At 65.5% G+C, this 21,216-nt stretch carries 17 protein-coding genes; 4 read left to right on the top strand and 13 right to left on the bottom strand.

Features of this window, described 5'->3' with window-relative positions; translation table 11 throughout:
• Positions 1 to 627: 627 nt before the first annotated feature.
• The 12 genes from N7650_RS06530 to N7650_RS06475 all read right to left on the bottom strand — a co-directional run bounded on the left by N7650_RS06530 (position 628) and on the right by N7650_RS06475 (position 18,438).
• Positions 628 to 1,782, bottom strand: coding sequence for a cell division protein FtsQ (locus tag N7650_RS06530; RefSeq protein WP_279897508.1), 1,155 nt, complete (start codon positions 1,780 to 1,782; stop codon positions 628 to 630).
• A complete protein-coding gene (locus N7650_RS06525) occupies positions 1,782 to 3,197 on the bottom strand; it encodes an MBOAT family O-acyltransferase (protein ID WP_279897507.1) in 1,416 nt (471 codons plus the stop codon). Before N7650_RS06525 ends, N7650_RS06530 begins: the two co-directional genes overlap by 1 nt.
• An 18-nt stretch (positions 3,198 to 3,215) precedes the next feature.
• A complete protein-coding gene (locus tag N7650_RS06520) occupies positions 3,216 to 3,890 on the bottom strand; it encodes an alginate O-acetyltransferase AlgF (RefSeq protein WP_279897506.1) in 675 nt (224 codons plus the stop codon).
• Positions 3,887 to 4,546: an SGNH/GDSL hydrolase family protein gene (locus N7650_RS06515; protein ID WP_279897505.1), complete on the bottom strand. Its 660-nt coding sequence runs from the start codon at positions 4,544 to 4,546 to the stop codon at positions 3,887 to 3,889. Before N7650_RS06515 ends, N7650_RS06520 begins: the two co-directional genes overlap by 4 nt.
• Positions 4,547 to 4,564: 18 nt before the next feature.
• Positions 4,565 to 8,509 carry a cellulose biosynthesis protein BcsC gene (locus tag N7650_RS06510; RefSeq protein WP_279897504.1) on the bottom strand — a complete coding sequence of 1,315 codons (3,945 nt, stop codon included), beginning with the start codon at positions 8,507 to 8,509 and terminating at the stop codon, positions 4,565 to 4,567.
• Positions 8,485 to 9,681, bottom strand: coding sequence for a cellulose synthase complex periplasmic endoglucanase BcsZ (gene bcsZ, locus N7650_RS06505; RefSeq protein ID WP_279897502.1), 1,197 nt, complete (start codon positions 9,679 to 9,681; stop codon positions 8,485 to 8,487). Before bcsZ ends, N7650_RS06510 begins: the two co-directional genes overlap by 25 nt.
• Before the next feature lie 3 nt (positions 9,682 to 9,684).
• Complete coding sequence (bcsB, locus tag N7650_RS06500; RefSeq protein ID WP_279897501.1) at positions 9,685 to 11,985, bottom strand: cellulose biosynthesis cyclic di-GMP-binding regulatory protein BcsB; 2,301 nt, start codon at positions 11,983 to 11,985, stop codon at positions 9,685 to 9,687.
• Positions 11,982 to 14,207, bottom strand: coding sequence for a UDP-forming cellulose synthase catalytic subunit (gene bcsA / locus N7650_RS06495; RefSeq protein ID WP_279897500.1), 2,226 nt, complete (start codon positions 14,205 to 14,207; stop codon positions 11,982 to 11,984). The genes bcsB and bcsA overlap by 4 nt, the downstream gene beginning before the upstream one ends.
• The gene (bcsQ, locus tag N7650_RS06490) at positions 14,204 to 15,334 is read right to left on the bottom strand and encodes a cellulose biosynthesis protein BcsQ (protein WP_279897499.1); all 1,131 of its coding nucleotides are present in this window, start codon (positions 15,332 to 15,334) and stop codon (positions 14,204 to 14,206) included. Before bcsQ ends, bcsA begins: the two co-directional genes overlap by 4 nt.
• 93 nt (positions 15,335 to 15,427) lie before the next feature.
• Entirely contained in the window at positions 15,428 to 15,592 is a 165-nt protein-coding gene (locus tag N7650_RS06485) for a hypothetical protein (protein WP_279897498.1), read from the bottom strand.
• A gap of 259 nt (positions 15,593 to 15,851) precedes the next feature.
• Positions 15,852 to 17,843 carry a U32 family peptidase gene (locus N7650_RS06480; protein WP_279897496.1) on the bottom strand — a complete coding sequence of 664 codons (1,992 nt, stop codon included), beginning with the start codon at positions 17,841 to 17,843 and terminating at the stop codon, positions 15,852 to 15,854.
• Between the two features lie 214 nt (positions 17,844 to 18,057).
• Positions 18,058 to 18,438: a RidA family protein gene (locus N7650_RS06475; protein ID WP_064304564.1), complete on the bottom strand. Its 381-nt coding sequence runs from the start codon at positions 18,436 to 18,438 to the stop codon at positions 18,058 to 18,060.
• A 136-nt stretch (positions 18,439 to 18,574) separates the two neighbouring features.
• On the opposite strand from N7650_RS06475, the gene N7650_RS06470 reads away from it, so the two are divergent.
• Positions 18,575 to 18,844, top strand: a complete 270-nt coding sequence (locus tag N7650_RS06470) for a PepSY domain-containing protein (protein WP_064304563.1) — start codon at positions 18,575 to 18,577, stop codon at positions 18,842 to 18,844.
• A gap of 36 nt (positions 18,845 to 18,880) precedes the next feature.
• Here N7650_RS06470 and N7650_RS06465 read toward each other — a convergent pair whose 3' ends face one another.
• Positions 18,881 to 19,438: a type 1 glutamine amidotransferase gene (locus N7650_RS06465; RefSeq protein WP_279897493.1), complete on the bottom strand. Its 558-nt coding sequence runs from the start codon at positions 19,436 to 19,438 to the stop codon at positions 18,881 to 18,883.
• A 144-nt stretch (positions 19,439 to 19,582) separates the two neighbouring features.
• On the opposite strand from N7650_RS06465, the gene N7650_RS06460 reads away from it, so the two are divergent.
• From N7650_RS06460 to N7650_RS06450, 3 genes are read left to right on the top strand one after another with little or no spacing between them, the layout of a single operon-like run.
• Positions 19,583 to 19,825 (top strand): hypothetical protein, encoded by a 243-nt coding sequence (locus N7650_RS06460; protein ID WP_064304561.1) that lies wholly within the window; start codon positions 19,583 to 19,585, stop codon positions 19,823 to 19,825.
• Positions 19,822 to 20,610, top strand: coding sequence for an exodeoxyribonuclease III (gene xth, locus N7650_RS06455; RefSeq protein WP_279897491.1), 789 nt, complete (start codon positions 19,822 to 19,824; stop codon positions 20,608 to 20,610). Before N7650_RS06460 ends, xth begins: the two co-directional genes overlap by 4 nt.
• 3 nt (positions 20,611 to 20,613) lie before the next feature.
• Positions 20,614 to 21,153 carry a cupin domain-containing protein gene (locus N7650_RS06450; RefSeq protein ID WP_279897489.1) on the top strand — a complete coding sequence of 180 codons (540 nt, stop codon included), beginning with the start codon at positions 20,614 to 20,616 and terminating at the stop codon, positions 21,151 to 21,153.
• Positions 21,154 to 21,216 lie beyond the last annotated feature (63 nt).

The raw sequence follows: 21,216 nt of genomic DNA, 5'->3' as shown, positions 1-21,216 counted from the left end.
CTCATCGCTGGCAAGCCAGCTCCCACAGGGATTGCATGCACCGCGGACCCTGTGGGAGCTGGCTTGCCAGCGATGAGGCCGGAACTGACAACACCAGCATCTGCTCGATGATTGCCCTTCAGGATTGCTCTCAACCACTCGGCGGAACTGATATTTCTGTCAGTTGCGCCTGCATTCGCTGCGCTCTTCAATCAAGTCGTCCAGCTCGGGCTTTGCCTGTTGCCGTGGCCCAGCCTGTTCATCCGGGACGATAGATGAGAGGAACTCGACGATGAAAGCGCTCATTAGCGTTGCCATATGCGGCATGATTGCTACCGCAATGGTCTCTAGCTATCCGATCCACGCTGCAACTCGCTCTGAAATCTGCATGAAAAGCCTCAGGGATAATGGGGTAGCTCTCAATAACATCTTCATCAATGGGGGCTACTGTTACGACGGAAGTCGCTGTCCCAAGATGAATGAGCTACTTGGCACCGACTCGAAAGGATACGCAATCATAGGCTTTACCCCAAGTTTCCCCCCCTATAGCGCCGAGGCTATCGCTGCCGAAACGGCTGCATGCAACGCCTGCACTTCTGGCGGAAAACCCCTCTGCGTGAGCCACTAGCGACATCCAGGCGGGGGCGATCACTTCAGGCCGAGGTCACCATCATCTGAGGTCTGCACATCCCGCTCCGGAATCTCCCAGACCATCAGTTGCGGCGGGGTCTGGGAGAACGCCGGGCTGGCGAAATAGGCCTTGGCCGCCCCGGAGAATTCCCCACCATCCTTGGCGAAATTGCCGATCGGCGCCTTGAGCGCCTGTTGCAGGAACCCGGCGAAGTTCGAGTTGCGCGAGAAGGACGTGCCGATCAGTGCCAGGTTGGGCAGGTTGGCGTCGCCGAACAGGTCGTCGAGGCTGTCGCCGTCACCTGCCGCCTCCGGCACCTGCTCGTTGATGGTCGAGGCCATCACCACTTCTTCAGCCGGTTGCAGGTGCACCGGCAACCAGTCGAGCCCGGCCAGCCGCACCAGGTCCCCCGGACGTGGCGATGCAGGCTGCTGGACTATTTCGAAACTGCGCGTCGGTGTGGCCGTGAAACCCATGCCGGCGAGTTTCCCGGCAATCGCCACCGCCGCCGCATGGGCGCCGGCTTCGCTCCAATGGGTATCGAGGCGCAGGAACGCCTCGGCGCCCAGCGGTTGCAGGGCAGGGGTGAGGTCCAGCACATCGACGCCCGCTGCCTGAAGGCTGGCGGTCCAGTCACGCACCCGTGGCTCGAGGCTGGCCGGACGCCGCAGTTCGCACAGTTGGCTGGCGGCAATCCGGCTCTTGTCCGGGACCACGCTGACCAGTAGCTGGATGCCCTGTTTCTTTAACCGGTCACGCAGGGCAATCACGGCCGCCGCCTTGGCCTTGGCGTTGTCCGCTGCATGCCGGTTGATCTTCAACTCGTCACTGATGAACAGCCACTGCGGACAACCCTCGCGCACCCGCGGCCCGGTATCGCCCAGGGTCAGCCAGCTGGCAGCGCGTTCGAGCTGCGCGGCATGCTCCGGCAGTGGTGCCTTGGCCAGCTCCTTGGCAATGCGGTGGGTGATTTCGCCCTCCAGTACCGCGTCGTTGGACAGTGCCTTGCCCGGCAGCAATTGCAGCTTGCCGCTCGCCAGCAGCCAGCCACAGGACAACAGCCCGGCGGCGAGGAAAGCGGCGAGGACGGCACCGGCCAGCGGGCTGGTGCGCAGGGCGATGGCGCTCGGGGGCGTCGGTGCGGTGCTTGGCGGCGGGGTCTTGGTCGTCATCAGAACTGGAAGTACAGGAAGGGCACGGCATCGCGACTGGCGATCAGGGAGAACGCCAGCAGGAAACCGGCCACGGGCCAGAGGGCAGCCAGCACCGCATACAGCGCGCTATGGCCGAAGGAACGTTCGAGCCGTGCCTGGTACAGCGGCGCGATCACGCAAAATACCCCGAGCGCCGCCGCCAGGCCATCCACCGGCCGCACCGTGGCCGACAGCGCTTCACCGAGGGCGAAGGCGTGCAGGCCGAACTGCCCGGCGTACATGTCCATGGCGGTGGCGAAGTCCGGAGCGCGGAACAGGGTCCAGGCCAGGCAGACGAACAGCAGGGTCAGGGTATGGGACAGCACCCTGGGAATCGCTGGCAGGCTGGAGCGGCTCCAGGCCCGGTCGATGCACAAGGCCACGCCGTGGGCCGCACCCCAGAGCAGGTAGTTCCAGCTGTCGCCGCCGTGCCAGAGGCCGGCGATGGCCATCGTCAGGAACAGGTTGCGGTAGGTGTTCCAGGTGCCGAAGCGGTTGCCGCCCAGGGCGATGTACAGGTAGTCGCGCAGCCAACTGGACAGCGACAGGTGCCAGCGCCGCCAGAAGTCCTGGATGCTGCTGGCCAGATAAGGCCGGTTGAAGTTTTCCGGGAAGTGAAAGCCGAGCATCAGGCCCAGGCCGATGGCCATGGCGCTGTAGCCGGCGAAGTCGAAGAACAGTTGCAGCGAGTAGGCCAGGCAGCCCAGCCAGGCGTCGAGGAACGACGGGTTGTCCAGATGGAAGGCCACGTCCACCAGCGGCGACAGGGTATCGGCCACCAGCACCTTCATGCACATGCCAATCATGAAGCGCCGTGCGCCGAGGGAGAAGTTCTGCCAGTTGAAGTAACGCTGCTCCAGCTCGCGGCGCACCCAGTCATAGCGAATGATGGGGCCTGCGATGGAGTGGCCGAACATCGAGATATAGGTGGCGAAATTCACCAGGCTGCGTTCCACCGGCACGGTGTGACGGTGCACATCGACCAGGTAGGAGATCGCCTGCAGGACGATGAACGACAGCCCCGCCGGCAGGGCCACGCGCTGCCACTCCATGGGCAGGTAGCCGTAATGGCTGATCAGCTCGTTGAAGGTGGCGGCGACGATATTGGCGTACTTGTACCAGCACAGCACCAGGGTGTTGAGCACGATCAGCGCCGCCAGCAGGCGCACCCGACCGCGGCCATCCTCGCGGCTGCGGTCCACCGCCAGGCCGCCGGCCCAGGCGATCACTGTCAGCACCACGTGCAGCAGCAGGAACAGCGGGCTCAACCAGCCATAGAAGAACCAGCTACCGAGCAGCAGCACCAGGTTGCGTCCCCGCGCCGGGCTCAGGGCGTAGACCAGCATGAACAGCGGCAGGAAAAGGGTCAGGAACTCGAGCGAGGCGAAAACCATGGTGCGGCGGACGTCCTGTCAGTTGGCCAGGGTATCGGTGGCGTTGAGCAACTGCGGGCCATTGGCGCCCGGCAGCAGCATCACGCTGTAGCGCTCGCCGGCCTTGAGCTCGCCCAGGTCCAGCGGCTCGCCGACGTTGGCATTGGCGCAGACCAGTTGCACCGAAAGCTTCACCGGGTTGATCGAGCGACGCTGCACGCTGCCATCGGCGGCATCCTTGAACAGGTCGGCGTTGCGCCCGGCCGGACGCAGGCTGGCGCCCTGGCAGGTGGCGTCGAGGCTGATGAAGGCCAGCGAGGCCTTGAGGCCGTTGAAGTCGTCCGGTTGTTCGCGGACCACGCGCTGGCTGATCTTGCCGCCGTTATCGAAGGCGAACACCGTGGCGAACTCGCCCGGCGCCACCTGCAGGTCCAGCGGCGCGCTCTGGCCGCCGCGGCTGAGGGTGCCCTTGATGGCCTTGTTGGCCGGCACCGGCAGGTAGCTGGAGACCTTGTTCGCGTCATCCAGGTCGAGGCTGGCGCTGGAGCCGCCGGCCTGCATCTTCAGCGCGCCGGGCGCGACGTTGACGAAGCGCAGGAAGGCCGAGTCTTCGCCAGGGCCGGTGGGGTACAGCGCGACTTCGGCGTTGGCCGCAGCGGCCGCCAGCGCCAGGGGCAGGGCCAGGGCCAGGGCGAGCAGGGTGCGCAGGCTCATTTCTTCGCCCCTTGTACCGCCGGGGTTTTCAGCATCGCGTCGGTGATCGCCTTGCTCCAGCTGGTGTAGCCCATCGGCGTGTAGTGCTGGCCGTCGGTGGTCGCCCATTGACCCTGCTTGGCGAAGGTCAGGGAGTCGATGTAGTCGCAAGGGGCAACGTTGGCCGCGAGGAACTTCGAGGTCATCTCGACGCGGGCGAAGGTCTTCTTGTACTTGCCGCCTTCGGTTCCCCAGCCCGGGCCGACCCAGACGCATTTGGCGCCGGTCTCGGCGATGGCCTTGGTCAGTTGCTTGGTCTGCTGCCAGGCCCAGACCTTGGGGAAGGCCGGCTTGGTGTAGTCGGCCATGGTATCGCCCATCACGACCACGATCAGGTTGGCCTTGTCGGCAGCGACCAATTGGCCCACCGGTTGGGTGGTGGCCTTGTTGCCCAGAACCACCGCCTTGTCCTTGTTGCGCCGTTCGGCACCGCCGCATTCGCCGACCACGGTGCCGGTCCAGTCACCGGCCTTGGAACCGCACACGCCCAGGGTATGCACCTGCGCGCCCTGGTTGACCAGGTTGTCGTGCAGGTCCTGCATCAGGTAGTTGGGCGTGGCCAGGTGGCTGTCGCCGATCATCAGGATGGTCAGGCCGGCAAGCAGGGAAGCAGCCATGTATGGATCTCCTTTGGCTCAATTCGAATAGGGGGAACGGTAAGGACTGACCGGCAGGGGCATGGCCCCGCCGCCGTCCTCGAACAGGTAGCGCAGGTACAGGCCACCGGTGAACTGGCGATAATCGCGGGCGTTGTCCACGCCCAGCGCACCGCCGAAGAAGAAACCGTCGCCGAGGCGGTATTCGCCGCTGGCGCCGAGGGAATAGCCGATGCCGGTCTTGCTCTGCGATTCGTAGCGGGTGGTGACCAGGCTGCCGGGGTTGTTGGCCTGGTACACCGCAGCGAGGCTTTCCAGGGTCGCCTGGGCGTTCTTGTCGGTGTAGTAGGGCGCGCCGTCCTGCTCGATATGCTGCAGGCCGACCGATCCCTGGATCTGGTAGGACCAGTCCGGGCCGCGCTGGGCCCAGCTCACCGGCAGGCCAATGGAGAAGAAGTTCTGCGGGCTGAAATAGCCGCCGTGGCCATAGGTGAAGAAGCTCTGGTTGTTCTCGTAGCTGCTCGCCGACAGGCCCAGGCCGCCGGTGAGGCGGGCGTCTTCGTTGTTGACCAGGTACCAGTAGATGCCGCTGCCCAGTTCGATACGCTGGTTGTCCTCGACGTTCTTGCCGTCGAGGTTGGCCCAGCCGGCATAGGCATAGCTGCCCCAGCGCTGGTTGTCGTAGCTGAGCTGGCCGCGCAGGCCGGTGGCGGTGACGCCGCCCCATTCCACGCCGCTGCGCTCGTCCTTGGCCCCGGCGAATGACACCAGGCTGTCGACCATGGCCCGTCGCGACAGGTTGAGGTTGTAGCGGAAGTTGCTGTTTTCGGCGAACGGCCGGTCGAGGCTGATGCCGCCGACCAGGTTGGTCTCGCGGAAACCTATGGGGGTGCTGCCGAGATCGGTCTTGATACCCAGCGCCGGCATTTCATAGGCCAGGGCCAGCCCGACGCCGGCGTCCTTCTGCGAACCGGGCGAACCTTGCAGCAAGGTGTCCATGTCCAGCGCCTGGCCCGCCTCGAAACCACCGAAGCGCAGGGCGCTGTTGCTTGCGGAGTGGAAGCCGCCGGCGTTCAGCGACACCGGGGTCACCCGCACGGCCATGCGGTCATCGCTGACCGGGAAGCTGATTTCCAGCGGCGCCTGGATGTCGGTGATCTTGCTCAGGCCCGACTCGCCGTTGTTGTTACGGAAGGTCACGCCTTGCCTGAGCTGCGGGCTGCGCTGCTCGCGCAGGCTGGCCAGTTCGGTCTCGATGGCCGCGCGCGGATCCGCTTCGACCTCGTCGTGCTCCGGCTCGTCCACCGGCCGGGTAGCGCGGCGTTGCAGCGGCTCGGCATCACGGCTGGCCAGCAGCACGGGCTCGTCGAAGGGCACCGGTTCGCTGGCGCGGTTCCTGGTTTGCACCTTGGCCGGCTCGGGAATCTCGTTGAGGGCGATATCGCCCAGGCGCGAGGCCTTGCGCTGGCCCGGTTGCCCGACGAAGGGATTGGCAGCGATGGCCTGGCCGAACGGGTTGTCGATCAGCTCCTCCTTCGGGCCCTGCAAGGCCAGGGCCTGGGCATAAAGCGCCTGGGCCTTGGCCAGCTTGCCGCGGCTGCGGTACCAGGCCGCTGCCGTGCTCAGCACCTGCGGGTTTTCCGGGGCCAGTTCCAGGCCACGTTCGATGGCCCGCTCCGCCTGGGCGGTCTGGCCGTTCTGCTGGTAGGCCAGGGCTGCGCCCATTTGCACGTCGGCGTTGTCCGGCTGCGCGGCAAGCAAGGGCTGGTAGAGGTCCACCGCTTTCTGCGGATTGCGGTTATCCAGGTACATGCGCGCCAGCGAGGACACCGCCTGGGCATCGTCCGGACGCTGGGCCAGGGCCGGGGCCAGGGTGTCGTAGGCGGCGACCAGGTCGCCTTTCTCGCGCAGCAGGTCGGCCTGGCGCACGGTGTACTGGAACAGCAGGTCGTCGTAGCTGCGCTGCTCGGCGCGGGTCAGCGGCAGGCTGCGCAGTTCGCGCAGCATCTGGCTGACCTGCATGTCGTCGCCGCTCTTGAGCAGGGCGCCGGCATAGGCGATGCGCAGGGCCGGCGTCGGCTTGCTGCTCTGGGCGATGGCATTGCGCAGCATGGACACGGCGCGGTCGCTATAGCCGATCTCGATATAGGCCGCGGCGAGGGCGGCATACAGGTCGGGGCTGGCGCTGACGCCATTCTCGGCCCGTTGCAGCAGGTTCAGGGCCTGGCTGCGCTTGCCCTGTTTGGCCAGGGTTTGCGCCTGGGCGGCCAACTGGCGCAGTTCGACTTCCTCGGCGAGGTTGTTCATCGCCTTGCTGCGCTGGCTGGCGGGGATGCGTTCGAGCAACTGACGGGCCTTGGCCCACTGTTCCTGGCGGCTGGCGAACAGCGCACCGGCATACAGTGCCTCGGGCTTGCCCGGGTTGGCCTGGACCAGTTCGTCCATGGTCTGCCGGGCCTTGTTCGCGGCGTCGGTCTTTAGGTAGATCTCGGCCAGATCCGAGCGCGTCCAGGGGTTCTGCGGGTCGTTGCGTACCGCGTCCTCCAGGGCCTGGCGCGCAGCGGCCAGATCGCCACGGGCCTCGGCGTCCTTGGCCTGGCCGACGGCGATGGCGGCGCGTAGCCTGCTCATGTCCACGCGTTGGCGCTGGGCATCGCCGAGGTTGTCGATCAGGCGCTGTGCTTCGGCCAGCTTGCCGTTCTGCGCCAGGATGGCGATCAGGCCGGCGAGGGCGTCGGCCTGGCCGGCATCCAGGCTCAGGGCATGGCGGTAGGTGGTCTCGGCCAGTTGGAACTGGCCCTGTGACGCCTGCAGGTCGGCCAGGTTGAGATGGCCCTGGATTTCCCGCGGATTGCTGGCGATGGCCCGTTGCAGCAATTCCCGGGCCTTGTCCGGACTGCCGGCGTCACGCGCCTGTGCGGCCTGGTCCAGCAGCACCCAGTACTGGTTGGCGAGCAGTGCGCTCTGCCAGCGGCTGGCATTGCCTTGCTTGATCGCCTGGCGCAGCAGGGCATCGGCGTCTGCCAGGCGACCCTGGCGCTGGCGCACCAGACCGAGGCCGCCGAGGGCATCGGCGTCCTGTGGCGCTTCGCGCAGGCGCGCCTGGAACGACTGCTCGGCGGCTGTCAGGTCTTCGCTTTCGAGGGCCTTGAAGCCCCGGGCCAGATGGGGATTCTGCTGATAGCCAGACTGCGCCCGACGCTGGCCGGTACGCATCTGCTCGCGGATTTCCTCGTCGTCCGGATACGCCTTCAGGTATTCCTCGAACAAGGCCATATCGGCCTTGCTCCCGCCCAGCCACGACAGCCCCTGGCGCCAGGCTTCCACGGCCTGGCTGCCGATCACCGGATCATCGCGGAACGAGGCCAGGCGGCGCAGGCCGTCGGCGCGGGTGCTCTCGTTGCCGAGCAACAGCTTGGCCAGGATCAGCCTGGCCCGGCGATTGTCGCCGCCCTGCGCGATCAGGCGCTCCAGCCCTTGCCGGGCCTCCTGCAAACCGCCCTTGGTGTAGCCGAGGGTGCCGTAGTATTCGAGGGCCAGGTCCCCCTGGGGCGGTTGGCCGCCGAACAGTCCACGGTAGGTTTCCACGGCTTTTTCCGCTTCGCCGGACTCCACCGCGATACGCGCCTGGTTCAGGTGCTCGCCGGTGGCGGCACCGTGCAGGCGGATTTCCTGGTCCAGCAGCAGGGCCTGTTGCGAGCCGGGATGGGCCGCCTGCAATTGCTCAAGATAACGCTTGGCGTTGGCCGGGCGATCGCTGTCCAGCTCGATCAGGCCGAGGTTGTAGATGGCATCGGATTGCTGCGGGTCGATCAGCAGCAGCTTGCGCCAGGCCTCGGAGGCCCGTGCCTTGTCCTTGCGCGCCTGCCAGTACTGGCCCTGTTCGAGCAGGGCCTTGCCGTTGGCGCTGAGTTCGGCGTGGGCGGCGGAGCAGGACAGTGCGGCAAGCAGGCCGACGGCTAGGGTTTGGCGGCGCGAGCGCATGAAGTCTCCCAAAGAGGTTGCAGCTTCCCGTCGGCGAGGAAGCGGTAGTGCTCATCCATGTAGCCGAGGGCGAACAGGCTGAGGACCACTGAGTAATAGGGTGGTTGGCTGGCCTGCACGGCCTGCGGGGTAAGGCTTTGGGCCAGTTCGGCATCGACACGGGCCCGTTGCCCTTGCTCCAGCCAGGGTTGCTGGCGGGCCTTGAGGTAGGGCAGCAGGGCGGCGGAGAAACCGAAATTTCCGGCATTGCTAGTGCTGTTGGCGTGCACCTCGACCTTCTCCGGCGGCGTGCCCTGGGTGGCGACGATCCGCGACATGCCGTCGAGGCTGTCGAGGATCGGTTTGGCCAGGGGATCGCTGTTGGGCGTCAGCCCCGCCCAGAGGTAGGTGCGGATTGCGTCATAGCTGCCCAGGTCGCCCTTGAGCGGGTCGATGATGAACAGCCCGGAGGTGGGCCCGGTACCGCGATAGCCGACCCAGTCGGCGACGAAGCCGTGCCGGGCGGCGCGCTGCATCAGGCTGCCGGTGCTGCGGGCGATTTCGTTCCACGGCCCTTGTGGATCGACCCCGGCCAGGCGGCGCAGCACCGGTACCGGCAGGTAGCTCGGGTTGAGGTGCCAGAGATGATCGGGTTGGGCGAAGCCGAACGGGCCGGGCAGGAGCATCTTGCCCAGGCCGGGCAGGTCGGCGACTTCCCTGGCCTTGATATTGGCCAGCAACAGCCTGGCGTCTTCGCTATAGCGTTCGTCCTTCCACAGGCGCGCCGCTTCGCTCAAGGCGTAGGCGAACCACAGGTCGGCGTCGGAGGCCGAGTTGCTGTCGAGCAGGCGCCACTGGCCCTTGTCGTCCTTGCCCCACCACCAGCCAGGCAGGTTGGCGCCGATGTCGCTGCCGGCCAGGTTGTTTTTCGCCCATGCCCACAGCTTGTCGAAGGCATCGCGGTCATTCGCCACCAGGGCGAAGAACATGCCGTAGGACTGGCCTTCGGACGAGCTGTGCAACTGCGGGGTACTGGCGTCCAGCACCCGGCCGTCGGGCTGGATGAAATGCTCGACGAAGCTATGCCACAACGGCCATTCGCTGACGCCGCACTGCTCCGCGGCCTGTGCGCCGGCCGGCAGCAGGCAGGCCGCGAGCGCCGTTGCGAGCAGGGTTTTCAAAGGGCTGCCCATGGCTTACTGGTCCTTGAGCCGGCGCCGGGCAATGGCCCGCAGCGAGAAGTAGGCGGCGCAACTGACCAGCGACACGCCGGCCACGGTCAGCACCAACAGCAGCAGAACATGCCGAGACAGTACCCACTGGATGTACCTGAACGGGCCCAGGTGGCCGACGTAGTAGTCCTCCTCGGCCACCAGCGACTGGATGTTCTTGCCCTTGATCACCGCCAGGCTGCCTTGCAGGGCCTGGGTGTAGTGCTCGCCGCCAATCAGTGCGTCGGTGATTTCGCCGAGCTTGTCCGGACGCGGGCTGGACAGCAGGACCACGCTGCGACCCTTCTGCAGCGGCGATTCGAAACCGCTGACGTAGGATGCGCTGTCTTCGCCGCTGAAGGTCAGGGCGCCGCGGGCCTTGCGCAGGTTGGCGGCCGGGTCGGGGCTGAGCCATTGGCGCAGGCGCAGCGGCAGGTCGGAGAACTCCACGTAGCGCTTGGCGTCTTCGGCACGGCTTGGCAGATGCTCGGCCCATTGCGTGAGCAGCGGCTGGTTGTGCGCCGAAGACAGCACCAGCAGGTCCTTGTCGGCGAACTGCGCGATGTCATCGGCCTGGGCAACACGCACGGCGGTCGCGGGGTAGCCGGTGGAGTCGCCGAAGCGCCCGAGTACGGTCAGGTAGGCGTCCCAGTCGGCCGGGCCGGCGTTGTCCGGGAGGATCACGGCGGTTTGCGACAGGTCGGCCATGCGTGTGAAGGGGAAGCCGCTGTCCTTGAACACGCCGAGGTTGGGCATGGCGATGAAGTGGTCGTAGCCGCTCAGGTCAAGGGTCGAGTCGGGGTCGATAGCGCCGCGCATGTTGTCGATGATGATGTCGCCGCATTCGCCTTGCTTGACGTAGTCGAACTGGTAGCGGAACTGCAGGCGCGATTGCAGGGCCACCGAATCCAGCGGCAGCAGCATGCTCGCCTCGCGTACCAGGCTGTCGTCCTTCTTCAGCATTGCCAGGAGGCTTTCGCCGGCGCCCATGCTCTGGATCGACGGCAGGGACATGGAGCGGATGAAGCGGTCGTTGAAGCTCACCATCAGCGACGAATTGTTCGAGGTCTGCTGTGGCGTGTAGCGGTATTTCAGGTCCAGGCGGGCGCCGTCTTCACGCCAGTTGAACAGGTCCGGCGGCAGGCGCAGGGGCACGGTGATCATGCCCGGGGCGTAGCCGGAGACGTTGAGCAGGCGCGGCTCCAGCAGTTCGCCAAGGCGCACCGGGCGGTCGCTGGGCAGCCAGTTGGGCGCATCGTACGGCTGGCGTGGCAACAGGTCGACGGCCTCGATCTTCACGCGCGGCCCGGAGAAGCTGCGACTGCCGAGCACCAGTGCGGTGGCCGCCTGCTTGATCTCGGCACTGTCGCGACCGGCGATCACCAGCAGCTTGCCGAAGCGGTCGTTGGGGTTGGCGACGATGGACAGGGTCGGGCCGTCCACGGCCGGCAGGTCGAGGCCGGCCAGGTGCGAGGCGTCGCTGCTGTTGACCAGGACGATGCCGTTGCCGCTGGCGGGCAGGCCCTGGACCTGGGTCGAGAAGCGCGCGCCACGGTAGCTCGCCAGCGCCCCAAGCCAGGACGATACGGCGCCGGCGGCCTCCAGGGTGGTGTTGTCGGGCGCCGCGGCGAACACGAACGGCAGGGCCAGGGCGCGGCGATCGCGACGGTCGAACAGCGGCAGCGGCAGGTTGGCCAGGTCGTTGGGCAATTCGACCTGGGACACCTGGATGCTCAACTGGCTGTCGGGGCCAACCTTCGCCCACAGGCTGGAGTGCTGAGGATCCTCGCATTGCATGGTGTAGTGGCCGATCAACTGCACGCTGAGGCGGTTGAACTCGGTGATCAGGTAGGGCGGGATGTCCACGGTCTGCTTTTGCAGGGTGCCGGCGCTTTCCTTGGGCAGCGCCAGGCTGGCGGCGACTTCGTCGTTGACCATGATGTTGATCTGCGACAGGTCGCTGAGCAGCGCCGGCGAATAGGTGTACTGCAGGGTCAGCTGGGCGCCGGTGACCACCTCGTCGGCGCGCATGTCGAAGTTCACCGTGTCGGCGGACTCGATGCCCCGCAGGCTCATGGTGTAGTCCTTGCCCAGGTCCTTGAACGTCATGCGGTAGCCGGGCGAGGTGCCTGCCGGGCTGAGTGCCGCCTCCGGCGCTGCCGGCGTCGATGCGCTGGCCGCAAGGTCCTCGGCCTGGGCCGCGCCGGCCAGCAGCAGGGCGCAGGCGAGCAGGGCGGGGCGGCGCAACGGGTTCACGGGGCGGGCGTCGGGAGCCTGGAAGGTCATTGGGTTTCCACTGCAGGTTCGGAGGTAGAAGTCGGGTTCTTGCGGAAATAGCGGCGGTGGTGCAGCGCCGCCAGGGTGGCCTGCCCCAGGTCGTACATGCCGCGCAGGCCGACCTTGCCGACGTCGCGCAGGGCGTGCAGCGGGGTGTCGGCCTTGGCCCCGCCCCAGGTCGAGGCCCAGGTGTCGGCGCGGGAGAACGTCAGGCGGACCATGTCGCTTTGCTGGCGCAGGCTCAGTTCCTTGAAGCGCATGCCGGCCATGCCGTTGCGCGAGAACATCACCCGTGCCGGCAGCACACAGGCCTGGCCGCCGCGGTGCAGGGTGACCTGGACCTCCATGTCCTTCTCCAGGGCAAGGTCGCGCGGCAGCTTCACGCCGACGCCGCTCTGCGAGAAGTCCAGGGTGCTGGTGTCGATCTGGCGGCCGTCCGGCAGGGCCAGGCGTACCGGCAGCTCGGCATGCACCCGTGGCTCGGTGCGCACCTGGCGACTTTCACTGGCCACCGCCACGGCGGCGCTGGTCATGATCACGTTGTACAGGGTCCAGCCCAGGTTGATGACGATGGTCACCGCCGCGTCCGGGTCGCCGACGATCAACTGGACGATGCCGCAGACCATGCCGATCAGGTTCAGCGTCAGCAGCACGATATAGGGCCGGGCCAGCTTCCAGTCGAAGTAGTCCTTCTCGATGATCCCGCCCTTGTCGGTAACGTTGAAGCCGCCGATCTTCGGGTTGATCAGGGCCACCAGCACCGGGCGCATGATGTACCAGGCCAGCACCGACTCGTACACCTCGTTCCAGAACGAGTGGCGGAAGCGGCCCTGGATCCGCGAGTTGGTCAGGCTGGCGTGGATGATATGGGGCAGCACGTAGGCGGTGATCATCAGCGCCGAGGCGTGGAAGATCTTCGCCCCGAAGATCAGATAGGCCAGCGGCGCGGTGAGGAACACCAGGCGCGGCAGGCCGTAGAAGAAGTGCGCCATGGCGTTGGCGTAGCAGACCCGCTGGCCGAAATTGAGGCCCTTGCCCATGAACGGGTTGTCGGTGCGGAAGATCTGCGCCATGCCCCGGGCCCAGCGGATACGCTGGTTGATGTGCCGCGACAGGCTTTCGGTGGCCAGGCCCGCCGCCTGGGGGATCGCCAGGTAGGCCGTGTTGTAGCCCTTGCGGTTGAGCTTGAGGGCGGTATGGGCGTCCTCGGTCACGGTCTCGACCGCCACTCCGCCGACTTCCATCAGGTGGGTACGGCGGATCACGGCGCACGAGCCGCAGAAGAAGGTGGCGTTCCACAGGTCGTTGCCGTCCTGGATCAGGCCGTAGAACAGCTCGCCTTCGTTGGGCACCGAACGGAAGGTGTCGAGGTTCTTCTCGAACGGGTCGGGAGAAAAGAAGAAGTGCGGGGTCTGCAGCAGCGACAGCTTCGGGTCCTTGAGGAACCAGCCCATGGTGACCTGGAGGAAGGAGCGGGTCGGCACGTGGTCGGCGTCGAAGATCGCCACGAACTCGCCGTCGGTGACCTTCAGCGCTTCGTTGAGGTTGCCGGCCTTGGCGTGGCGGTTGTTGTCGCGAACGATGTAGTTGACCCCGATCTGCCGGGAGAACTCGCGGAACTCCTCGCGGCGACCGTCGTCGAGCACATGGATGCGCAGCTTGTCCCGCGGCCAGTCCATGGCCTGGGCGGCCAGTACGGTGAGCTTCACGATGCTCAGCTCTTCGTTGTAGGTCGGCACGAAGACGTCCACCACCGGCCATTCCTGGGGCGGCACGTCGAGCAGCTTCGGCTTGCGCTTGAGTGGCCAGGCGGTCTGCATGTAGCCGAAGGCGAGGATGATCAGGGCGTAGGTTTCGGCGGCCACCAGGCCATAGCCGAAGAACATGTCCAGCCAGTTGTCGAAGCCGAGGGTATCGGTCAGGCGCCAATAGACGTAGCGCAGGGTCGCCAGCAGCGACAGGGCGATCATCGCCATCACTGGCAGGCGTCCGGGTACCTTGCGCAGCACCAGCAGGCAAACCAGGCACAGGCCGGCGAAGGCGAACTGGCGCTCCAGGTCCAGGGGCGCGGTGACCACGGCGGCAAGCAGGAGCAGGCCGAGCACTGCTGCAGCGATCTTCAGGCCGAGCTTCAGCGGGGACGGCAGCTGTTCCATCCGGGCGACCCAGGCAAGCGCCCGCGCTCTCCTGGACGTCGGCAACTCCGGCGTCGATGTGAGTTGGACGGTCATGAGGCGCTGTTTTCTTCGCGAATCTGCTCGAGGCGGTGGGACAACTGGCCGGCAACGTTGCGCAGTGCCTGGCAGGCGGGGCTATCGGCCGGTTGCTGGAAAAGGTCGTATTCGAAGGCCAGGGCCTCGCCAACCTGAGGGTCGAAAGGGATGGCGGCCAGGCATTGGCTGCCCAGTTGCTGGCGCAGCACTTCGCTCATGTCCAGGCTCAGGGCGCTGCGGGTATCGACCTGATTGACCAAAAACGCGCATTGCTCGGGGCGCAGTGGCGAGAGCCACGACTGCAATTTGTCCAGCACCAGGTACGAGGCTGCGTCGGCGAGGCTTACTGCGACCACCTGGTCGGCGATGGCCAGCACCTGGTGCAGCCACGGCGAAGCACCGGTGGCGGTGTCGATCAGCAGCAGGTCGTCCTTGCCCAGGTCGAGGGTGGACAGCTCCTGGACCAGCCACTCGGGGTTGCTGGCCAGGAGGTTTTCGAAGACGCGCAGGTCCGAGGCATTGCTGGGGCCGAACGGCAGGCATTCGATCCCGGCGTCGCAAGGGACGCGGACCTGGCTCCAGTCCAGGGCCTGCAGGCGTGCCTGGTTCAGCCCCGGCGTGCTGCGCGGCAGGCCGAAGTGGCTGAGCACGGCATTCTGTGGATCGAGGTCAAGCACCAGGGTACGACCGGCCGGGCGCTTGAGCAGCCTGGCCAGTGCAGTCGTCAATGTCGTCTTGCCGACGCCGCCCTTGGCTGACACCACTGCCAGCACGCGAGCTTTCGGGCGCGACGCAGGTTGCACCCGCATGGCCTTGTCCAGGGCGCGGCGGTTGCTCTCTTCGGCGGCTTGGCGGCGTTCGCGGGCGATGTCCAGCAGACGCTCGCGCAAAGACCCGGCCGGTGCCTCCAGGCTCGACGGCGAATGCGCCGGAGCAGGGGTGGATGACACGGGAGCGGCAGGCGCCAGGGCCAGGCGCTTGACCTCGACCAGGGCGGGTTTCACCACCGCGGGCGCAAGCGGCGCCGGCTCGGTCCTGGCGGGTAGCGGTTCGAGGTACTCGAACTCGGTGTTGATTTCCCGGTAGCTGTCGGCGCTGGCCCCAAAGCGTAGGAACAGATTTCCAATATCGTCTGCTTGACTCATATATGTACTTCCAGCCAACGGCTATCTGGACTACAGAAGGGGCAGATCAAAAGTCTTCCAAGGAGGCAAGGGTGTGATATCAAAATGACGGTGTCAATAATTTGTTTTTTCTACGCCGGTGTTTCCGATTGCTGGAGCAACGAAAATAAAGCGCCGAAATTTTGACTTGATCCTGAGCCGCTCTGGCACGGCCTGCGTTCCTGCATCGGCCTGTGTCGGTAAAAGTTGAATGCCGTTTTCTGGGTTTTTCCCTGACATGGGGCTCAGGCGGGCCCTGAGTCGCGTAGGAAAAAGCTTACGGATGATAGCAATATTTCCTACAGGTTGCGCAAAGAGCTACCGGCTGGTGGTCGGGAGACAAGGAGGAATGGGTGACTGAACCCCATCACTGTGGGAGCTGGCTTGCCAGCGATTGCAGTAGTGAATTCACTATTGCTATCGCTGGCAAGCCAGCTCCCACAGGGGCCAGTACTGCCCACCATGGGAGGTGATAAGGCAAAACGAATGCCATGGGGCCTCAGTGCGGCCCGCGAGGAATGGTCTTCATCAGGTCTTCGGCGCTGATGTGCCCGACGATGGCACTGCCCGGCTGCGGCAGGTCGAGAATGTGGCCCTTCATCTTGCCGATCACGTGCATCTCGCACGGCTTGCAGTCGAACTTCAGGGTCAGCACTTCATCGCCATGGATCAGTTGCATCGGCGCCACCTTGGTGCGCACGCCGGTCACGCCCTTGGCCTGTTTGGGGCACAGGTTGAACGAGAAGCGCAGGCAGTGCTTGGTGATCATCACCGGCACTTCGCCCGGCTCTTCGTGGGCTTCGTACGCGGCATCGATCAGTTCGACACCATGGCGGTGATAGAACGCCCGGGCCTTTTCGTTGTAGACGTTGGCCAGGAACGACAGGTGCGACTCGGGGTAGACCGGTGGCGGCGTGGTTTCCGCCTTGCGCCCACCGCGAGGATGGGCGGCGATGCGCGCTTCGGTCAGGGCCTCGATCACTTCGCGGCGCAGGGCCTTGAGCTGCGAGTTGGGGATGAAGAAGGCGTGCGGCGCATCCAGTTCCACTGCGTCGGCGTGGTACTGGGTGGTACCCAGTTGCCCCAGCAGATCGTGCAGTTGTTCCAGGGCTTGTTCCGGCTTGTTGGCGGCGCCGAACGGACCGGCCAGGCGGGCACTGGCACTGACGCCTTCCTCGCTGGTGGCGGTCAGCTCCAGGGCGTCCTCGCGCAGGCGGGCAACCCAGGACAGGCCGACCCGGCGTTCGGCCGAGGTCTTGAGCAGGGCCTGCTGCCAGTTGTGGTCGAGGTTGCGGCTCAGCGGATGGTTCGGGCGCAGCTTGTGCAGGCCCTCGGGCATCTCGTTGGGCTCGACGCGATAGCGGTAGCGCTTCTCGCCGTCTTCCTCGAACTCGCCCTTGAGCTCGGCGATGTTGGCGCGGAAGCCCACCACCTCGCGCTTGACCAGCACGTTCAGCCCGTCGCCGTTGGACAGTGGCTCATGGGTGACCACGCTCATGTCGCGCTTGCCGACCTTCTCGACATTGCCCACCAGCAGGCCGGTGAAGGTCGGCGAGTCGAAGGCACCGATATCGATCTTGCGTTCGCTGACGAAATAGTCAGTGCTGCCGCGGTGGAAGGTCTTGTCCGGATCCGGCACGAAGAAATGCGCGGTACGGCCGCTGGAGGCGCGGGCCAGGTCCGGGCGCTCCTCGAGGATCTCGTCGAGGCGCTGGCGGTAGTAGGCGGTGATGTTCTTCACATAGCCCATGTCCTTGTAGCGGCCTTCGATCTTGAACGAACGCACCCCGGCATCGACCAGCGCGCGCAGGTTGGCGCTCTGGTTGTTGTCCTTCATCGACAGCAGGTGCTTTTCATAGGCGATCACGCCGCCTTTTTCATCCTTGAGGGTGTAGGGCAGGCGGCAGGCCTGGGAGCAGTCGCCACGGTTGGCGCTGCGCCCGGTCTGGGCGTGGGAGATATTGCACTGGCCGGAGAAGGCCACGCACAGCGCGCCGTGGATGAAGAACTCGATCGCCGCGTCGGTTTCGTCGGCGATCGCACGGATTTCCTTGAGGTTCAGCTCGCGGGCCAGTACCAGCTGGGAAAAACCGGCCTGGTCGAGGAACTTTGCCCGGGCCAGGGTGCGGATATCGGTCTGGGTACTGGCATGCAGTTCGATCGGCGGGATATCCAGCTCCATCACCCCCAGGTCCTGGACGATCAGCGCATCCACGCCGGCATCGTAGAGCTGGTGGATCAGCTTGCGCGCCGGCTCCAGTTCGTTGTCGTGGAGGATGGTGTTGATGGTGGTGAAGATGCGCGCGTGATAGCGACGGGCGAACTTCACCAGCTCGGCGATATCGCTGACTTCGTTGCAGGCGTTATGCCGCGCGCCGAAGCTCGGGCCGCCGATGTACACGGCGTCGGCGCCATGCAGGATGGCCTCGCGGGCGATGGCGACATCGCGGGCGGGGCTGAGCAATTCCAGGTGATGCTTGGGCAAGGACATGATGTTTTTTTCGGGCTGCTTCACGGTCAAGGCGCGCATTGTAGCGGCGAATTGGCCGGGGGGCATCCGAATGCTGCCAGGCGGGACGGACAATGTGGGTCCCCTGTGGAAGCTGGCTTGCCAGCGATAGCGGCATCAATGACAAAGATGTTGTCTGGTCTGGCCTCATCGCTGGCAAGCCAGCTCCCACAGGGTTTGTGAAGGGCAGGGAAAATCAGGCCTTCGCCGCCATTGCCGTGACTTCCACCTTCATTCCTTCAACCGCCAGTTGCGCCACGCCAACCGCGGCACGTACCGGCCAGGGCTGCTTGAAGAAACGCTGGTATACCTCGTTGAACGCCGCGCGTTCGGCCATGTCGGTGAGGTAGATGGTCAGGTGCAGCACGCGGTCCATCGAACTGCCGGCCTTTTCCAGTGCCACTTTCAGCGCCTGCAGCGTGCATTCGCTTTGCGCGGTGATATCGCCCAGTTCCAGGCTGCCGTCGGCGCGGGTGGGGATTTGCGTGGACATCAGGATGCCGTTGAAACCGGTCACATCGGAGGAAATCGACTCCGGGTCCGGGTCGGGAATGTAGGTGATGTCGTGGTTGGCCATGGATAACCCCTGGGTTTGACGAGTAAAACGGCCGCACAGTGTAAGCCGTGCCGTCGCTTGCGGCGAATCCGGCTGAACCTCGGCGCCGGCACGCAGGTCCACCACAGACCTTTCATGCAAAACAAGGAGATGCCCCATGAAACCACTGACCTCGATGTTCGCCGGCCTGGCCCTGGTCGGCGCCCTGGCCGCGCCGGCCTTCGCCGACCAGCCCGGCGCGGACTGGAAAGTTACCCAGGACCAGGCGCAAACCACCCTCAAGGCGGCCGGCTACACCCAGATCACCAAGATCGAAGCCGATGACGGTTATTGGGAAGGCGAGGGGGTCAAGGCCGATGGCATGAAGTACGAATTCAAGGTCGACCCGCATAGCGGCAAGATCGTCAAGGACGAGATGGATCATTGATCCAATGTCGGGGCTGCGCGGCAGCCCCGACCGTTTTCAGGCCACCAGCGCCTCACCGATCGCCCGGTTGAACGCCGGAATGTCATCCGGCTTGCGCGAGGTGATCAGGGTCCAGTCCTTGGCCCCGCATTTCTGTACTTCCTTGTCGACCCATTCGGCCCCGGCATTGGCCAGGTCGATCTTCAGGCTGGGGTAGGAAGTCAGCGTCTTGCCTTCGGCGACGCCGGCATCGATCAAGGCCCAGGGGCCATGGCAGATCGCTGCGACCACCTTGCCGGCCAGGCTGAATTCCTTGATCAGGCGCCGGGCATCCTCGTCGGTACGCAGGGTATCGGCATTGACCGTTCCGCCCGGGATCACCAGGGCGTGGAAGTCCGCTTCGTGCAGGTCCTTGAGCCGGGCATCGGACTCGACGGTGCGGTCCTTCTCGGTGTCGTGCAGAAAGGTCTGCACCGTACCGCCCTCGATCGAGCCGTGGACCAGGGTCGCGCCCTGGCTACGCAGCTCTTCGAGCGGCTTGAGCAGTTCGTCCCGTTCGACCCCGGCGTTGGAGGTGATTACCAGGATGTTCTTGCCTTGCAGTTGCTGAGCCATGAGTGAGCTCCTCCTGTTCAGGTCATGGCGGCGACTTGCCGCCTCCTGGGTGTTGAGGCACCGGCAGCGGGAAAAGTTTGTTTTTTCTGAACGCCCGCCGCCCGCCCGGGCTCAAACCAACAGATACCGAACCAGGACATCGCCATGAATGACAAACCCCATCGCCCGGAACTCCAGGCCTGGCACGACATGCTGATGGACGACGGCTACCGCCTTGACTCCCCCGACGCCTGGCACACCAGCCTGTTGCAAGGCGCCGAGGAACTGCTCAGCAGCGGGGTGGTGGACTGGGACGAATACATGGCGCTCAAGGCCTTGGCCAACAGCGGGCATGCCCGGGCGCTTGAAGATGCGCTGGACAGCCGGCTGGCGGACCCCGACGCATGAAAGCGCTGAAGATCGCCACCTTCAATATCAATGGCATCCGCGCACGCCAGACCAATCTGCTGGCCTGGCTGGAACGCGAGAAACCCGACATCGTCTGCCTGCAGGAGCTCAAGGCCGCCGACTTTCCTACCCAGCAGCTCGCCGAAGCCGGCTATGGCAGCCTGTTCCTGGGGCAGCCCTCATGGAACGGCGTGGCCATTCTCGCCCGCGACGCTGAGCCGTTGGAGATCCGCCGCGGCCTGCCGGGCATGGAAAACGATGCCCAGAGCCGATACCTGGAAGCCGCCGCCCATGGCGTGATAGTCGCCTGCCTGTACCTGCCCAATGGCAATCCGCAGCCGGGTCCCAAGTTCGACTACAAGCTGGCCTGGTTCGAATGCCTGATCGAGCATGCACGGGGGCTGCACGACAGCGAACACCCGGTGGTGCTGGCCGGCGATTTCAACGTGGTACCCACCGACCAGGATATCTACAACCCGCGTTCCTGGCTCAAGGACGCCTTGCTGCAACCGCAGAGCCGTGCCTGCTACCAGCGCCTGCTGGAACAGGGCTGGGTCGATTCACTGCGTCATGTCTATCCCGAGGAGCGCATCTACACCTTCTGGGATTACTTCCGCCAGCACTGGGAAAAGAACGCTGGCCTGCGCATCGACCATCTGCTGCTCAATCCATCCCTGGCGCCCTATCTGAAGAACGCCGGGGTCGATGCCTGGGTGCGCAACGAGCCCAAGGCCAGCGACCATGCGCCAACCTGGATCGAACTGGGTTCGCGCAAGAAGAGGTGAACCATGCACGCTTTCGATGACCTGCCCGGCGCTCTGCCCAAGGTCCAGCAACTGTACTTCCATGACGACGGCGCCACGCCCAACAGCCACCTGCCGGTATTGCGCTACCACCTGCGCCCCAGGCCGGGCAGCGACGCAGCCGCCGCCTTCGAGGCCCTGTTCCGGGATAACCAGTGGAGTCCGCTGTGGCGCGACGGCATTTTCGATTATCACCATTACCATTCCACGGCCCATGAAGCGCTGGCCGTGGTGCAGGGCAGGGCGCGGGTCACCCTGGGCGGCGAGTCGGGGCAGACCCTGAGCCTGGAACCGGGGGACGTGCTGGTTTTGCCAGCAGGCACCGGCCACCGTTGCGTCGAGTGCAGCAAGGATTTCCTGGTGGTCGGCGCCTACCCGCGCGGGCAGGAAGACTACGATATCCAGCGCCCCGGCAGCGCCGGGCATGCCGGTTCGCAAGCGCGTATCGCCCGGGTGCCGCTGCCGGAGGCCGATCCTCTGGGCGGTGTCGAGGGCCCGTTGATGACCGCCTGGGGGCCGGTTTGACCTGACATCGCAAGGCAGGCACTTCAACTAGTGGCGTAACGACATACCTGCTTGTACGCTTCG

The organism is Pseudomonas sp. GD04058, from assembly GCF_029836855.1.
Classification (GTDB): domain Bacteria; phylum Pseudomonadota; class Gammaproteobacteria; order Pseudomonadales; family Pseudomonadaceae; genus Aquipseudomonas; species Aquipseudomonas bharatica.
Note: the sequence above shows the minus strand (reverse complement) of the source record. Positions and strands in the feature narration are given on the sequence as shown.